Source organism: Micromonospora sp. NPDC049282 (assembly GCF_043197045.1).
GTDB lineage: Bacteria > Actinomycetota > Actinomycetes > Mycobacteriales > Micromonosporaceae > Micromonospora.
Genome location: NZ_JBICSL010000008.1, coordinates 209815 through 223259, shown reverse-complemented (window position 1 = coordinate 223259; position 13445 = coordinate 209815). Strand labels below are relative to the sequence as shown.

12 protein-coding genes are annotated in these 13445 nt (G+C 74.3%); 8 read left to right on the top strand and 4 right to left on the bottom strand.

The window, feature by feature from the left end; genetic code table 11:
* Nucleotides 1-61 precede the first annotated feature (61 nt).
* The 3 genes from dacB to tilS all read left to right on the top strand — a co-directional run bounded on the left by dacB (nucleotide 62) and on the right by tilS (nucleotide 3640).
* Nucleotides 62-1477 carry a D-alanyl-D-alanine carboxypeptidase/D-alanyl-D-alanine-endopeptidase gene (dacB, locus tag ACGFI2_RS15865; RefSeq protein WP_393516954.1) on the top strand — a complete coding sequence of 472 codons (1416 nt, stop codon included), beginning with the start codon at nucleotides 62-64 and terminating at the stop codon, nucleotides 1475-1477.
* Between the two features lie 65 nt (nucleotides 1478-1542).
* Nucleotides 1543-2610, top strand: coding sequence for a zinc-dependent metalloprotease (locus ACGFI2_RS15860; protein WP_393516789.1), 1068 nt, complete (start codon nucleotides 1543-1545; stop codon nucleotides 2608-2610).
* Nucleotides 2611-2626: 16 nt separating this feature from the next.
* Entirely contained in the window at nucleotides 2627-3640 is a 1014-nt protein-coding gene (gene tilS / locus ACGFI2_RS15855; protein ID WP_393516951.1) for a tRNA lysidine(34) synthetase TilS, read from the top strand.
* 83 nt (nucleotides 3641-3723) lie between these two features.
* On the opposite strand, the gene ACGFI2_RS15850 is transcribed toward tilS, so the two are convergent.
* The gene (locus ACGFI2_RS15850; protein WP_393516786.1) at nucleotides 3724-4710 is read right to left on the bottom strand and encodes a GlxA family transcriptional regulator; all 987 of its coding nucleotides are present in this window, start codon (nucleotides 4708-4710) and stop codon (nucleotides 3724-3726) included.
* A gap of 151 nt (nucleotides 4711-4861) precedes the next feature.
* On the opposite strand from ACGFI2_RS15850, the gene ACGFI2_RS15845 reads away from it, so the two are divergent.
* The 4 genes from ACGFI2_RS15845 (at nucleotide 4862) to folE (ending at nucleotide 8760) form a co-directional block, all read left to right on the top strand.
* A complete protein-coding gene (locus tag ACGFI2_RS15845; protein ID WP_393516783.1) occupies nucleotides 4862-4999 on the top strand; it encodes a hypothetical protein in 138 nt (45 codons plus the stop codon).
* Between the two features lie 99 nt (nucleotides 5000-5098).
* Nucleotides 5099-5674 (top strand): hypoxanthine phosphoribosyltransferase, encoded by a 576-nt coding sequence (gene hpt / locus ACGFI2_RS15840; protein WP_265009961.1) that lies wholly within the window; start codon nucleotides 5099-5101, stop codon nucleotides 5672-5674.
* Between the two features lie 378 nt (nucleotides 5675-6052).
* The gene (ftsH, locus tag ACGFI2_RS15835; protein WP_393516780.1) at nucleotides 6053-8059 is read left to right on the top strand and encodes an ATP-dependent zinc metalloprotease FtsH; all 2007 of its coding nucleotides are present in this window, start codon (nucleotides 6053-6055) and stop codon (nucleotides 8057-8059) included.
* 83 nt (nucleotides 8060-8142) lie between these two features.
* Complete coding sequence (folE, locus tag ACGFI2_RS15830; protein ID WP_393516777.1) at nucleotides 8143-8760, top strand: GTP cyclohydrolase I FolE; 618 nt, start codon at nucleotides 8143-8145, stop codon at nucleotides 8758-8760.
* Nucleotides 8761-8827: 67 nt separating this feature from the next.
* Here folE and ACGFI2_RS15825 read toward each other — a convergent pair whose 3' ends face one another.
* The gene (locus ACGFI2_RS15825) at nucleotides 8828-9529 is read right to left on the bottom strand and encodes a hypothetical protein (RefSeq protein ID WP_393516774.1); all 702 of its coding nucleotides are present in this window, start codon (nucleotides 9527-9529) and stop codon (nucleotides 8828-8830) included.
* The gene (locus tag ACGFI2_RS15820; protein ID WP_393516771.1) at nucleotides 9526-12054 is read right to left on the bottom strand and encodes an FtsK/SpoIIIE domain-containing protein; all 2529 of its coding nucleotides are present in this window, start codon (nucleotides 12052-12054) and stop codon (nucleotides 9526-9528) included. Before ACGFI2_RS15820 ends, ACGFI2_RS15825 begins: the two co-directional genes overlap by 4 nt.
* A 214-nt stretch (nucleotides 12055-12268) precedes the next feature.
* On the opposite strand from ACGFI2_RS15820, the gene ACGFI2_RS15815 reads away from it, so the two are divergent.
* Nucleotides 12269-12832 carry a hypothetical protein gene (locus ACGFI2_RS15815; RefSeq protein WP_393516948.1) on the top strand — a complete coding sequence of 188 codons (564 nt, stop codon included), beginning with the start codon at nucleotides 12269-12271 and terminating at the stop codon, nucleotides 12830-12832.
* A 5-nt stretch (nucleotides 12833-12837) separates the two neighbouring features.
* Here the strand turns inward: ACGFI2_RS15815 and ACGFI2_RS15810 are convergent, their stop codons facing one another.
* Nucleotides 12838-13437 carry a hypothetical protein gene (locus ACGFI2_RS15810; protein ID WP_393516768.1) on the bottom strand — a complete coding sequence of 200 codons (600 nt, stop codon included), beginning with the start codon at nucleotides 13435-13437 and terminating at the stop codon, nucleotides 12838-12840.
* Nucleotides 13438-13445: the final 8 nt, after the last annotated feature.

The window sequence follows — 13445 nt, the reverse complement described above, 5'->3', positions numbered from 1 at the left end:
GACCGTCCCGCCCCCGCCCGTCCCGCCGCCCCCCGGCCGGCGTCGCCGGGTCCGGCTGGTCGTGGCGCTCGCCGGGGTGCTGGTGCTGGTCCTCGCCGTGGCAGGGCTGGCCGTGCTCCGTCCCGGCCCGGTCGCCGGCTGGCTGGGCGGCGAGGGCACCCCGTCCGGCGTGGCCGCCGCGCCGCCCGAGCCCGACCCGCCGGCGGTGCTCGCCGGCCCGGACGCCAACGCGCCGCTGCCCACCGGGGCCGGCATCCGCGCCGCCCTGGATCCGCTGGTGCGCGCCGCCGCGCTCGGTGACCGGGTGAACGTGTCGGTGGCGGACGTGACCACCGGCAAGGCGCTCTACGGCAGCGGGCCGGACACCCCGACCGTGCCCGCCTCGGTGACCAAGCTGGCCACCGGCGTCGCGGTGCTGTCCGCGCGCGGCCCGGCCCATCGGATCCCCACCCGGGCGGTGGCCGGCGCGAACCCGGGCGAGGTGGTCCTGGTCGGCGGCGGTGACCCCACCCTCGCGGTGGACCGGAAGAACGCCTTCTACCCGGGCGCGGCCCGGCTGGACGACCTCGCCGCCCAGGTGCGCGCCGCGCTCGGCGGCACCGCCCCGACGAAGGTGGTCGTCGACTCGTCGCTGTTCAGCGGCCCGGTCTTCGAGCCCGGATGGGACCCGGACATCCCCACCGGCGGGTTCGGCGCGGCGATCACCGCGCTGATGACCGACGGCGCCCGGAAGGACCCGGCGCGCGCCCGGCGCACCGCCGAGGAGACCAACCACGCCGCGGACCGGGTCCCCGAGCCGGACCTGACCGCCGGCCGGCAGTTCGCGAGGCTGCTCGGGCTCAGCGGGAGCGCCGCCCAGGTGACCCGGGGGAAAGCACCGGCGGCCGGGGCGGCGGGCGCGCTCGGCGCCGAGCTGGGCAAGGTCGAGTCGCTGCCGGTGATCCGGCTGGTCGACATCATGATCAGCGACAGCGACAACGTGATCGCCGAGGCGATGGCCCGCCAGGTGGCGCTGGCCAAGGACAAGCCCGGGTCCTTCGCCGGGGGCGCGGCCGCCACCGACGAGGTGCTCGGCGGGCTGGGTCTACCGGTCGGTGAGATCAGCCTGGCCGACGGCAGCGGGCTGTCCCGCACCAACCGGATCAGCCCGTCGCTGCTCACCGACCTGATCACGCTGGCCGGCAACGGGAGCCACCCCGAGCTGGCCGCGATCTTCGGCGGCCTGCCGGTCGGTGGCTGGTCCGGCACCCTCGACGAGCGCTACCGGACGGCCGCCACCCGGACCGGCGCCGGCGTGGTGCGCGCCAAGACCGGCACGCTGAGCGAGGTGAACGCCATCGCCGGCACGGTGACCACCGCCGACGGCCGGCTGCTCACGTTCGCCGTGCTCACCGACCGGACGCAGGGTTCGCTCGACGAGACCCGGCAGGCGCTCGACCGGATCACGTCCGCGCTGGCCGGCTGCGGCTGCCGCTGACGACGGGCGTCGATCGGTCGGCGCGAGCCCGGGTGGGGGTGTCGCGGCGCGGGTACGGTGGGTTCATGGCGCAGTTCGTGGACTGGGATCTGGCCGCCGCCACCGCGGGGGCGCTGAGCAAGTCGGGCCCTCGGGTGTCGTACACCGAGGCCACCGACGTGGTCGGCGACCTGCGCCGGCTGACCGAGGAGGCCGCCGGTCACGTGACCGACTACACCGGCCTACGGGCCCAGGTGGCCCACCCGCCGGTGCGCGTGGTCGACCGCCGGGACTGGGCGGCGGCCAACATCGCCGGGCTGCGTGAGGTGATCACCCCGCTGGTCGAGCGGCTCTCCGGGGACAAGCGGCCGGGCGCGTTCACCGAGGCGATCGGCTCCCGGCTCACCGGGGTCCAGGCCGGCACCGTGCTGGCCTACCTGTCCGGCCGGGTGCTCGGCCAGTACGAGGTCTTCGCCGGCGACCCCGGCCAGCTGCTGCTGGTGGCCCCGAACATCGTCGAGGTCGAGCGGAAGCTCGGCGCCGACCCGCGTGACTTCCGGTTGTGGGTGTGCCTGCACGAGGTGACGCACCGCACCCAGTTCACCGCCGTGCCGTGGATGCGCGCCTACTTCCTCGGCGAGGTGCAGGCGTTCGTGGACGCCTCGCAGGGCGGCGAGCACCTGCTGGAGCGCCTACGTCGTGGGGTGGCCACGCTCTCCGACGCGGTCAAGGACCCGGAGAGCCGCTCCAGCGTGCTCGACATCGTGCAGACCCCGGCGCAGCGTGCCGTGCTGGACCGGTTGACCGCGCTGATGACGCTGCTGGAGGGGCACGCCGAGTTCGTGATGGACGGCGTCGGCCCGACGGTCATCCCGAGCGTCGAGTCGATCCGGGCGGCGTTCAACCGCCGTCGCGAGTCCGGCAACCCGCTGGAGAAGGCGATCCGGCGGCTGCTCGGCATCGAGGTCAAGATGCGCCAGTACGCCGAAGGGCGCAAGTTCGTGCACGGCGTGGTGGAGCGGGTCGGCATGGCCGGCTTCAACAAGATCTTCTCGTCCCCGCTCACCCTGCCCCGGCTCGACGAACTGGGCCACCCGGAGGCCTGGGTGTCGCGGGTGCACGGGCCGGCCGGTGCCACCCCGACCGCCGGCTGAACCGGCCGCGCCGGACGTGCCGGCCGGGCGGTCGCCGGTCACGCCGTCGCCGGCGCCGGCCGTCGCCGCCGTGCGGCTCGCCGTACGCCGGCTGCTGACCGGGCTGCCCGGGGCCGGACCCGTGCTGGTGGCCTGCTCGGGCGGCCCCGACTCGCTGGCCCTGGCCGCGGCCACCGCGTTCGTGGCGCCGCGGCTCGGCCGTCCGGCCGGCCTGGTGACCGTCGACCACGGCCTGCAACCGGGTTCGGTCGATCGGGCCGAGGCGGTCGCCCGCTGGGCCCGTACGGCCGGGTTCGACCCGGTCGAGGTGGTCCCGGTCCGGGTGGCCGGCCGGCCCGGCGGCCCGGAGGCCGCCGCCCGGACGGCCCGTTACGAGGCACTGGTCGCGGCCGCCCGGCGGCACGACGCGGCCGGGGTGTTGCTCGGGCACACCCGGGACGACCAGGCGGAGACCGTGTTGCTCGCGCTGGCGCGGGGCGCCGGGCCGCGAGGGTTGGCCGGGATGCCCGAGCGGCGGGAGCTGGACGGGGTGCCGCTGCTGCGCCCGCTGCTCGACGTGGCGCGGTCCGACACCCGGGCGGCCTGCGCCGCGCTCGGGCTGTCGGCGTGGTCCGACCCGCACAACACCGACCCGGCGTACGCCCGGGCCCGGGTCCGGGCCGAGGCGCTGCCGGCGCTCGTCGCCGCGCTCGGACCGGGCGTGGTGGCGAACCTGGCCCGGACCGCCCGCCTGCTCGCGGCCGACGTGACCGCGCTGGACGCGCTGGCCGACGCCGCGCTCGCCGACGTCCGGGCCGACGGCGGTGGGCTCGCGGTGGACGGGCTCGCCGCGTTGCCGGCGGCGGTCCGCACCCGGGTGCTGCACGCCTGGGCGCGGGAGTTGGGCGCCGCGCCGGCCGACCTGTCCCACCGGCACGTGGCGGCGCTGGACGCCCTGGTGACCGGCTGGCGCGGGCAGGGGCCGGTGCATCTGCCCGGCGGCCGGCAGGTGCGCCGGCAGGCCGGCCGGCTGACCGCCCCGGGTGGGTAAGCCCACGCCGGGTCGGGTCGGCGAGGTGGCCGTGTCCGGGGGTGGATGATGCCGCCGTTTCGCCGAGGTGGCGACGCGGACGGTCAGGCGTCGACGCGCTCCCGGAAGGTGGTCCGGTAGGCCTGCGGCGTGGTGCCGACCCGGCGGGTGAAGTGGTGGCGCAGCGTGGCCGCGTCACCGAAGCCGGCCCGGTCGGCGACGCTCTCCACACTGAGGCGGGTGTCCTCCAGCAGTCGGCGGGCCAGCAGCACCCGCTGGTTGGTCAGCCAGTCGTGCGGCGTGGTGCCGGTCTCGGCGCGGAACCGGCGGGCGAAGGTGCGCGGGGCCATCCCGGCCCGGGCGGCCAGCTCGTCCACGGTCACGCCGCGGTCCAGGTGGCCCATCAACCACTCCAGCACCGGCTCCAGGGTGGGCGCCTCCGGCGCCTTCGGGATCGGCGCCTCGACGTACTGGGCCTGGCCGCCGTCGCGGTGCGGCGGGACCACCATCCGCCGGGCCAGCCGGGTGGCCACGGCCGAGCCGTGCTCCTGGCGGACCAGGTGCAGGCAGGCGTCGATCCCGGCGGCGGTGCCGGCGCTTGTCAGCAGCCGGCCGTCCTGCACGTAGAGCGAGTTGCACCGGACCCGGGCCCGTGGGTTGCGGCGCTGCAACTCGTCGCCGTAGAGCCAGTGGGTGGTGCACTCGCGGTCGTCGAGCAGGCCGGCCACGCCGAGCACGAACGCGCCCGAGCAGACGCTCAGCACGTACGCCCCGCGCGCGGCGGCCCGCCGCAGTGCCGCCAGCACCTCGGGCGGGATCGCGCGCAGGTCCTCGTCGCCGGGCACGGTGACACCGCTGAAGTGCGCGGGCACCGCCACGAGGTCGGCCTCCTCCAGCGGCGCCAGGTCGGCGTGCGGCTGGAGGTGGAAGCCGGAGGAGGTGCGCACCGCCCGGCCGCCGGGCGTGCAGACCTGGAACTGGTAGGCGGGGAAGCCGTCGTCGGTGCGGTCGGTGCCGAAGACCTCGGCGAACACGCCCAGCTCGAACGTGGCGACCCGGTCCATCGCGAGGACGGCAACGGAACGGAGCATGTGACGAGGGTAACCCGGACAGTGGCAGGAAATCGATGGTCGACGGCATTCCTGCCACTGTCCGCAGCGGACGGCGGGCCGCAGACTAAGTGGTGTCCGGTGCGCACCGGCGGCGAAAACAGTCCTCAACCATGTGAAAGCGAGCGCCGCCATGACCGTTCTGCTGCTCCTGCTCTTCCTGCTCCTTCTCGTCGGGGCCAGCGCCGTCGGGCTCACCGCCGACACCCGCGACTCGGCCGACTGGAAGCCGACCGACGACGGCCGGCGCTGGCGCTCCCGTACCTGCTGAGGTGATTTGTTTCGTTCGCGCCGAAGATCCCCGGCGGGACCGCGCCAAAAGGAGCGGCCCCGCCGACGGAGGCCATCCGCCGTACGGCAGGCTAGGAGCATGGCTGACGGCTCCTGGTACGACGCCGACATCGACCACGTGATCATCTCCGAGGCGCAGATCCGCGAGAAGACGGCGGAGCTGGCCAAGCAGGTCTCGGCGGACTACGCGCACGTCGACGACGGTCTTCTGCTCGTCTGTGTGCTGAAGGGCGCGGTCATGTTCATGGCCGACTTCGCCCGCGCGCTGGGCCGCCAGGGCCCGCCCGCCGAGTTGGAGTTCATGGCCGTCTCGTCGTACGGCCAGGGCACCACCTCGTCCGGGGTGGTCCGCATCCTCAAGGACCTGGACCGCGACATCGCCGGCCGGCACGTGGTGGTCGTCGAGGACATCGTCGACTCCGGCCTGACCCTCTCCTGGCTGCTGCGTTACCTGGAGTCGCGCTCCGCGGCCAGCGTCGAGGTGGTCGCGCTGTTCCGCAAGCCGGACGCGGTCAAGGTGCAGGTCCCGGTCAAGTACGTCGGCTTCGACATCCCGACCGAGTTCGTCGTCGGCTACGGCCTCGACTTCGGCGAGCGTTACCGCGAGCTGCCCTATGTCGGGGTGCTCAAGCCCGAGGTCTACGCCCGGGCCTGAGCGCCGACGGGCTGCTCGTCAGCGGACGTTCAGCGGGCTCTCAGTCTTTCGGTCTACGGTAGGGGCCGGTGACGTGGAGGCACCCTCCACGCCCGACCCCTCGAGCCGCGTGACCGTGCGGCGTGGGCGGGTCGGGTGCGGAGCTCCCCGCCACGCCGGCTCGAACTCTGGTTCGCCGTACGCGTAAGTGCCGGGCTCGCAAGCTCACACCTCGCCTGTACGGTGTACCGTCGAATGACCGTGGTGCGGCAGTTCGCGCGCCCCGGGGGTCGGGCCGGCCCGCACGGCGGCTCCGGCCGCCGCCCGAGGCGGCGACACCATTCAGACGGTCAGGACGTCGATCAGGAGGATGCGGGCGTCTCGGCGCCCGACGACAGCATGGAACGTACGCGTTTCTTCCGCCGACCGGTGGTCTGGATCATCCTGGTCATCCTCGGCGCCGTTGTGCTCAGTCAACTGTTCACCGCTGGTCCCAGCTACCACCGGGTGGACACATCCGTTGCGCTCGACCAGCTCAATAAGGGTGGCATCGAGAAGGTCGTCTTCCAGGACAAGGAGCAGACGCTCCAGCTCGACCTGAAGGACAAGGCCAAGTTCGACGACACCACCACCGACAAGATCGAGGCGCAGTTCCCGTACGAGGTCGGCGGCCAGGTCTGGAACCAGGTCCGCGAGGCCGAGGCGGCGGACCGGATCACCGGTGCGGTCGACACCAAGGTGTCGTCGGACAGCATCTGGGTCAGCCTGCTGGTCAACCTCCTGCCCATCGCGCTGCTGGTGCTCCTGCTGCTGTTCTTCATGTCGCAGATGCAGGGCGGCGGCTCGCGGGTGCTCAACTTCGGCAAGTCCAAGGCGAAGATGATCACCAAGGACACGCCGAAGACCACCTTCGCGGACGTGGCCGGGGCGGAAGAGGCCGTCGAGGAACTGCACGAGATCAAGGACTTCCTGCAGAACCCGGCGAAATACCAGGCCCTGGGCGCCAAGATCCCGAAGGGCGTGCTGCTCTTCGGCCCGCCCGGCACCGGTAAGACGCTGCTGGCCCGCGCCGTGGCCGGCGAGGCCGGGGTGCCCTTCTACTCCATCTCCGGCTCCGACTTCGTCGAGATGTTCGTCGGTGTCGGCGCCAGCCGGGTCCGTGACCTCTTCGAGCAGGCCAAGTCGAACGCACCGGCGATCGTCTTCGTCGACGAGATCGACGCGGTCGGCCGACACCGTGGCGCCGGCATGGGCGGCGGCCACGACGAGCGGGAGCAGACCCTCAACCAGCTCCTGGTCGAGATGGACGGCTTCGACACCAAGGGCGGCGTCATCCTGATCGCCGCCACCAACCGGCCGGACATCCTCGACCCGGCGCTGCTGCGCCCGGGCCGGTTCGACCGGCAGATCCCGGTGGACGCCCCCGACATGGAGGGCCGCAAGGCCATCCTCCGGGTGCACGCCAAGGGCAAGCCGTTCGCGCCCGACGTCGACCTCGACGCGGTCGCCCGGCGGACCCCGGGCTTCTCCGGCGCCGACCTGGCCAACGTGATCAACGAGTCCGCGCTGCTCACCGCGCGTAAGGAGCAGCGGGCGATCAGCAACGACTCGCTCGAGGAGTCGATCGACCGGGTGATCGCCGGACCGCAGCGCCGCACCCGGGTGATGAGCGACCAGGAGAAGAAAATCACCGCGTACCACGAGGGTGGGCACGCGCTTGTCGCCTGGGCGCTGCCGCACGCCGCGCCGGTGCACAAGGTGACCATCCTGTCCCGTGGCCGGTCGCTGGGTCACACGCTTGTCCTCCCGACCGAGGACAAGTACACCCAGACCCGGGCCGAGATGATCGACACCCTGGCGTACGCGCTGGGCGGCCGGGCGGCCGAGGAACTGGTGTTCCACGAGCCGACCACCGGCGCCGGCAACGACATCGAGAAGGCCACCCAACTGGCCCGCGCGATGATCACCCAGTACGGCATGAGCTCCAAGCTCGGTGCGATCAAGTACGGCACCAGCGGCGACGAGCCGTTCCTCGGTCGCAACATGGGTCACGAGCGGGACTACTCCGACTCGGTGGCCGCCGAGATCGACGGCGAGATGCGCGCGCTGATCGAACTGGCGCACGACGAGGCCTGGGAGATCCTGGTGGAATACCGGGACATCCTGGACAACATGGTCCTGGAGCTGATGGAGAAGGAAACGCTCTCCACCGCCGACATGGCCCGGATCTGCGCCCGAGTGGTCAAGCGTCCGCCGATGGCGCCCTACCACGGCTTCGGCAAGCGCCTGCCCTCCACCGAACCGCCGGTGCTCACCCCGGCCGAGAAGGACGCGCTCAACGCGCAGGCCACCGCCGACGGCATCTCGGTCGGCGGCTCCAGCAACAACTCGGACGGTACGCACTGAGCAGCGACCCGACGGCCGGCTCCCCGCACCGGGAGCCGGCCGTTTCCGCGACCGAGCCCGACGGCGACGACACGCTCGACTACGTGGCCGCGCGCCTGATCAGCGGCAAGCTGACCGGTGGCCCGGTCGAGGAGAACGTCGACCTCGGCCGGATCGAGAAGGCGGTCCGGGAGATCCTCATCGCGGTCGGCGAGGACCCCGACCGCGACGGCCTCCAGCAGACGCCGGCCCGGGTCGCCCGCGCGTACGCCGAACTCTTCGCCGGCCTGCGCGTCGACCCGGCGCAGGTGCTCCGCACCACCTTCGAGGCCAACCACGAGGAACTGGTGCTCGTCCGGGACATCGACGTGATGAGCCTCTGCGAACACCACCTGCTGCCGTTCCGGGGCAGCGCGCACATCGGCTACATCCCCGGGCCGGACGGCCGGATCACCGGCCTGTCCAAGCTGGCCCGGCTGGTCGAGGTGTTCGCCCGCCGGCCGCAGGTGCAGGAACGGCTCACCTCGCAGATCGCCGACCTGCTGATGTCCAGCCTCGCCCCGCGCGGCGTCATCGTGGTGCTCGAGTGCGAGCACATGTGCATGGCCATGCGGGGCATCCAGAAGTCCGGCGCCAAGACCATCACCTCCGCGGTGCGGGGCGGCCTGCAGAACGACGCCAAGTCGCGGGCCGAGGCGATGGCCCTGATCATGCATCGCTGACCCGGCGGACTCCCACGGCCGCGCGCTCCCCACCTGCGGAGGCGCGGCCGCCGCCGTCCCCGGACGATCAGCCGGGCAGCATGGCCAGCAGCAGGCCGGCGGCGGTGAGCACCGCCGGAACCAGGCAGACCAGTGCGCCGAACCGGGGCGTCCGGTCCACCCGGTCGGTCGGGCGCGGGCGGAAGATCCGCCCCACCGCGAGCCAGCCCAGCATGAACGCCACCGCCGGCAGCGGCAGCCCCACCAGCAGCGCCAGCACGGTCACCGGACCCGGGCCGGCGACCGCGAAGAGGACGAGCTGCAGCAGCGGCACCACAAGCGCCGCCGGCCCGTACACCAGCAGGTTGCGCGGGCGGGACGGCCAGCGGGCCAGCCGGGGCAGACCGCGCGCGGACAGGGTGTCGTCCGCCGCGTCCGCCCAGCCGCCGGCCGAGCGCAGCGCCGCCAGCACGGCGGACGGCCCGCCCGCCATCGACCGCGCCGCCTCGGTCACCTCCGGCGGTGTCGGAACCAGGGAGATCGCCGGCACGCCCAACTCACGCAGCCGGGACTGCTGGGACGCCAACCGCTCGCGTACCCCGGTCAGCTCCTCGCGGGCCGCCGCCACCGACCGGGCCTGCTCCCCGGCGGCGGTCGCCGCCGCCCGGCGTACGCCGTCGAGCTGCCGTGCGGCCGCCACGTATTCCGCCCAGGCCGACTCGGCGGGATCCACCGCCACGGTCGGGTCGCCGACCCGCGGCCCCGGCACCGCCGTCGGAGTCTCGCTCATCCGGCCGCCTCCCCGGCCCCGAACGGCACGAAGACCGTGCCCTGCTCCTCCGGGCCGTCCCAGAGCACCGCGCGACCGGGGCGGGGCTGCCACCACACCGGGCGGTCGAACAGCCGCTCCAGCCGGCCACCCGGCACGTCGGTGACCGCCACGGCGGTGAGCTTGTCCACCTCGCCCTCGGGGCCGAGCAGCCCGGCCAGCGGGCCCGGCGTACGCCACCAGCCGAGCAGGTGCCGGCCGGCCGGCGGCCCCTCCAGCAGCAACGACCGCAGCAGCTCCGGCGGCAGCTCGGTGGCGTCCGGCACATCCGACCCGAACACCACCAGATAACCCGGCTCGCCCGACTCGATGGCCGCCCGCAGCCCGGCGGCGTCGACAATCTCCACCCGGTGCCGCTCGGCCAGCTCGGCGGCGAGCACACCGGCCGGCTCGGCCGACCCGTTCGCCAGCGGCGCCAGCACGAACCGCCCCGGCTCCGGATGCGCCGCCGCCGCGCTGCGGACCGCGGTGACCAGCAACCGCTCCGCCTCCTCGTCCCGGCCCAGCACCGCCAGGTTCCGCCCGGCGGCCGGCCCGAGCGGCACCGCCACGGTGGTGCGCCGGACGTCCACCGCGCGGCCGAGCAGCGCGGCCGGCGCGTGGACCCGGCCGGCCAGCGCGGCCCGGTGCCGCGGGTCGTTGGCGAGCAGCGGGCGGGCGTAACCGGCGAACACCACCGGCGGGACGGACGCCTCCGGCCGGGCCGACCAGAGCCGCCGCCGCAGCTCGGTGAGAACCTCCGGACCCCCGTACGGGTCCGGGAAGCGGATCATCCGCTCGTGACCCCGGGTCGCGCCGCGCGGACCGCCCAGCCCGCCGGCCGTGTTGACCACCGCGCTGCCGACCGGCAGGCCGGCCGCCGAGTCGTTCGCCGGCTCCAGCACCGCCGAGCCGCCGGGCAGCGCCACCCGCACCGGGAACTGCCCGAGCAGCGGATCACGCGGGCCGCCGATGCCCAGGTCACCCTCGCCGGCCAGGACCAGATGGATCCCGTACGAGCGGGCCGCGCGGGCCAGCGCGTCCAGCCGGGCGAGCAGGTCGGTGGCGAACCGGTCCCGCTCGCGCAGCACCAGCGGGAAGTTGTCGATCACGCAGAGGATCCGGGGCAGCGGCTGGTGCTGGCGCAGCTCGGCGTAGCGCTGCCCGCCGGCCCGCCGGGACGCCTCCTCGCGGCGGCGCACCTCCGCCTCCAGCTCGCCGAACAGGTCCGCGACGTACTCCCGGTCGGCGGCCATCCCGGCGGCCCGGACCTGCGGCACCCAGGACCGGTCCCGCTCGGTCTGCAGGAACTCCACGAAAGACTCGCCGTCGCCCAGATCGGCCAGGTAGAGCGCCAGCTCGTCCGGGCCGTACCGGGCGGCCAGCCCGAACAACGCGTTGGTGAGGAACGCCGACCGGCCGGCCTGCGACCGGCCGCTCACCAGCCAGTGCGGGGTCAGCTCGGTGAAGCCGAGACTCACCGGGCGGCCGGCCGCGTCGCCCACCGTGGTGCTGAGCCCGTCGACCGAGCCGGCCGTCCACAGCCCGTCCGACGGCAGCAGGTCGGCCAGGCCGAGCCGGGACCCGTCCTCGATCTGCCGGGCCAGCCGCCGGCACACCTCGACGACCAGCTCCGCCGGCGGATCCTCGTCCACGAACACCGGCGAGTTCAACCCGCCCGGCGACTCGGCGCCCGGGCTGCTGAACCCGGCCGTGGGCGGATCACCGACCAGCGCGTACGCGGTGCGCACCGCGAGCGGGGTGGCCCGGGGCAGCGCACTGCCGGCGGACCAGCCGGCGACCACCAGGTGCAGGCCGGCGCGGGGCCCCCGATCGGCCAGGTCGGCGAGCCGCCCCAGGTCCGCCGAGGTCGCGCCGTCCGGCAGCGTGGCCACCACGAGCAGCAGCGTACGGTCGTGGCCGCGCTGCCGGGCCGTCCCGGCGGCCACCCACTGCTCCGCCTCGGCCAGCACCGCGTGCCACCCGACGAGGTCGGTGGCCGGCGGCGGCAGCAGGCCCGCGTCGGCGAGCGCCGCGTAGCCCGCGAACGTGTCACCGTGGCCCCCGTCGACCACCCGGGCCAGCAGCGCGCCCGCCGGCGTCGCCGCGAACAGCCGCAGCAGCAGCGCCCGGAGCAGCCCGGCCACCCGCGGATCCGTGGCGTCGACGTCGACGCTCAGGTGGCCGCTGCCGAACAGCGGCACCAGCGCGGGGAAGCGGGCGTCGTCAAGCGGCGCGGCGGCGCCGACCCGAACCCAGGCCGGTGGGCCGTCGCCCGGCGGCGTGGCCGGTGTCAGGGCCTCCAGCGGCGCGCCGGCCCAACCGGGCGCCACCTGCTCGGCCGCCGCCCGCAGGCGCTCGGCCAGCTCGTACTGCCGGTGATGGTCGGCGGGCGCGGGCCGGATCTCGTCCAGGATGCCGGCGGCCGCGGTCGCCGCGGCCTCGGCCCTGCGGTGCAGCGCGGCGGCCCGGCCGGCACGCGCCTTCGGAGTCGCCACCGCGTCCACCTCTCTTCCCGAGGCCGACATCTTCCCCCCGAGCTGTGACGGTAACCCAGCCGGGAGCCGTCAACCGGGATGTCGGTCGGCGCGGTGAGCTGCGCGCCGGTGAGCAGCCTCACCCGATCCCCGGGCGGCGTCCGCCCGGCGGTTCGCCACGATCCGCCAGTTCTGAGGCATTGGGTACGCGACGCGTAGCCGATAGCCTCAGGAGGTGGAATCAGTGCAGCCCTCCGCCGGTTCCCAGGTCTCCCGGGTACCGGCGCAGCGAACCCCGCCGGAGCAGGTGGCGCCCCCCGCGCCCGCTCCGGCGCCGGTGCGGCCGAAGCGCCCGCTGCGCACCGTGCTCGCGATCGTCGCGGGGGTGTTGGCGTTGCTCTGCACGGGCGGCGCGGTGGTCGGTTTCGTGCTCTACGACCGGGCGACAGCCCCGGACCGCAGCGCCCCGGACGTGGTGGTCGCCAACTATGTCCAGGCCTACCTCATCGAGCGAAATGACACCAAGGCCCAGGAGTTTTCCTGCAAAAGCGCAGCCGGTCTTGAGGGGATGCGTGCTCTACGGGCGGAGTTGGAGCAGCGTGAGGCCAACTTCAATGTGGTGATCAAGGTGAGTTGGGGCCCTCTGGTCCGAGTCAAGGATGGGCAAGGCGAATCAGTTACGACGACGCTCGCCATTTCGAGCTCGCAAGACGGTCAGCCACGAAGCAGCCGCCGGGAGGCGTGGCGCTTTGACCTAGTGGACAACAAGGATGGTTGGCGCGTCTGCGGCGCAGATCGGCTCGGCTGAGGACGTTACTCCAACCAGAGCAGGTGGACCGGCACCTCCAGGGTGGTGGGTGTCTGGCCGCGCCAGGCCCAGCGGTACCACTCCAGCTCCGGCGCCACCCGGACGCAGATGTCGCCGTCCGCGCCGGAGTAGGTCTCGGTGACCGCGCGCAGGTCGCGTCGCTCCGCGCCGCCGTCCACATGCACCACCCGTCGCCCGGTCACGGCGTCGGCCTCGAACACCGGCGTGGGCGGCCGGCGGGTCGGCGCGTCGAGCGAGACCAGCCGGATGCCCGGTCCGGTGGAGGCCGGGGGCGGTCGTCGTTCGCCGACCGTCTCGACCCAGACTCGTTCCACCGGCACCAGCGGCGCGAACACCTCCACCTGCTCGGACTCGGCCCGGTACCACTCGTGTTCCGGGATGACCGGCACGTAGGTGCGGCTGCCCTGCACCACCCGCTCGTCGGCGCGCAGGTCGCCGCGCCAGCCGAGACCGGGCAGGCCGACCAGCACGCGGCGACCGCGCAGTTCGGCCCCGCCGACGGCGGGCACGACGTCGACCGGGCGGGGTGGCAGCGGGGCCCAGTCGGGCCGGTCCGCGAAGGGATCGGGAAGCGGGTTGCTCATCGGCGGGA

Bases quoted from the DNA above. Each gene is read 5' to 3' on its own strand.
- ACGFI2_RS15860 (WP_393516789.1), top strand. From the start codon at position 1,543: ATGGCGCAGTTCGTGGACTGGGATCTGGCCGCCGCCACCGCGGGGGCG.
- ACGFI2_RS15850 (WP_393516786.1), bottom strand. From the start codon at position 4,710: ATGCTCCGTTCCGTTGCCGTCCTCGCGATGGACCGGGTCGCCACGTTC.
- ACGFI2_RS15845 (WP_393516783.1), top strand. From the start codon at position 4,862: ATGACCGTTCTGCTGCTCCTGCTCTTCCTGCTCCTTCTCGTCGGGGCC.
- hpt (WP_265009961.1), top strand. From the start codon at position 5,099: ATGGCTGACGGCTCCTGGTACGACGCCGACATCGACCACGTGATCATC.
- ftsH (WP_393516780.1), top strand. From the start codon at position 6,053: ATGGAACGTACGCGTTTCTTCCGCCGACCGGTGGTCTGGATCATCCTG.
- ACGFI2_RS15825 (WP_393516774.1), bottom strand. From the start codon at position 9,529: ATGAGCGAGACTCCGACGGCGGTGCCGGGGCCGCGGGTCGGCGACCCG.
- ACGFI2_RS15810 (WP_393516768.1), bottom strand. From the start codon at position 13,437: ATGAGCAACCCGCTTCCCGATCCCTTCGCGGACCGGCCCGACTGGGCC.